A 1,176-nucleotide genomic window follows, 5' to 3' on the forward strand; every position below is an offset into this window, starting at 1 on the left:
TGCTATTCAACTCGCTGATGCCTTGGATGCGATTCACCATGCTCAAGTAATTCATAAAGACTTGCATCCCGGAAATATCGTTCTGAATCCGGATACCGGAAGAGTACAAATTATCGATTTCGGTCTGGCCTCATTATTAACGCGCGAACAGCCAGCCATTATCGAGCCTGATAAGCTTGAAGGTATTTTAAGTTATATTTCTCCCGAGCAAACAGGGCGAATGAACCGTGCTATAGACTACCGAAGTGATATTTACACTCTGGGCGTAACTTTCTATAAACTTCTGACGGGAGACTTACCATTCGAAGCTGATGATGCTCTGGGTATAGTGTATGCCCACATGGCGACTCAACAGCAGAGCGCTTCGACTAAAAGGCCAGCTTTACCAGCAGCTATTTCATCAATTATTGATAAAATGATGATGAAAAATGCTGAAGATAGATACCAGAGCGCATTCGGTCTAAAGCATGATTTGCTGCATTGTCAGCGTTCAATTGTTAAAGATGGCACGGTAAATGATTTTTTGCTGGCGACTAACGATGTATCTAGTCGCTTTTGCATACCTCAGACCTTATGTGGCCGAAATGAAGAGCTTGGCCTTTTGCTTGAAAGCTTTGATAAAGCGAAACAAGGTCGGCCCCAATTACTGACAGTTTGCGGTTACTCAGGGATCGGCAAGTCAGCATTGATTCACGAAGTGTACAAACCCATCGCAGCGAGCAATGGCGTCTTTATAAGCGGTAAGTTCGATCAATTCCAACAAAATACACCATACTCTGCGATTAAGGCAGCTCTGACAAACTGGCTAAAACAAGAACTAAGGTTACCTGAAGATCAGCTGCTTTCACTGCGTAAACGCTTAGGTGAAGCTTTGGGTAATAACGTCAGAGTGTTAATTGAATTCCTTCCGGAATTGGAACTGCTTTTCGGCAAACACGAGGCACCTTTGCTTCTTGGTGCACAAGAGACGCTTGCTCGTTTCGTGCTAGTTTTTCAGGCTTTCATTAAAACCATTACAGAAGATAAGCCCTGGGTTATCTTTATTGATGACATTCAATGGGCAGACCGCGGAACTTTGCATCTGATACCGGAGTTGCTCAGTGAACCTGGTTGTCGCCTTCTTATATTACTTGCTTATCGAGATAATGAAGTTGATAGCCAGCACCCGGCTCAAAG

At 43.9% G+C, this 1,176-nt stretch carries 1 protein-coding gene; it reads left to right on the forward strand.

All coding sequences use genetic code 11. The features are described from left to right. Positions 1-1,176, forward strand: a 1,176-nt coding sequence (locus A3735_RS00455) for an AAA family ATPase (protein ID WP_156499277.1), incomplete at both ends; no start/stop codon positions are given.

The organism is Oleiphilus sp. HI0061 (assembly GCF_001635675.1).